The 324-nt window shown below is 65.7% G+C and carries 1 pseudogene; it reads right to left on the bottom strand.

Going from position 1 to position 324, the window contains the following annotated elements:
• A pseudogene (locus L692_RS32600) lies at window positions 1–324 on the bottom strand (hypothetical protein); the annotation flags it as partial.

The raw sequence follows: 324 nt of genomic DNA, 5'->3' as shown, positions 1-324 counted from the left end.
GGCGACTTCTTTCCAGTTGACCTTCTCTCCCGACAGTAGCTGGCTGACCGCGCTGCTGAATGCGCCATCCGCTGCGCCCGCCACCATCCGGTATAGCAGCACGCCTCCCGTTCCGAACGGCCCGAAGATCGCTCCGCATACCGCTCCAATGCTCGCTTCCCGCAGCCCCGTTGTGGCATAGTCGAGCATGCTGCTCACTTCGCCCCGCCGGATATCCGAGACCGCTTTGCTGCCTACGGCCAAGCTTCCCGCCACGGCCGCTCCGATTCCCACCATGACCATCGTTGCCGTGCCCAGGGTCGCCACCGACAGCACCGCCACCGC

The sequence above is a fragment of the Paenibacillus forsythiae T98 genome (genome assembly GCF_000520735.1).
GTDB lineage: Bacteria > Bacillota > Bacilli > Paenibacillales > Paenibacillaceae > Paenibacillus_AQ > Paenibacillus_AQ forsythiae.
Note: the sequence above shows the minus strand (reverse complement) of the source record. Positions and strands in the feature narration are given on the sequence as shown.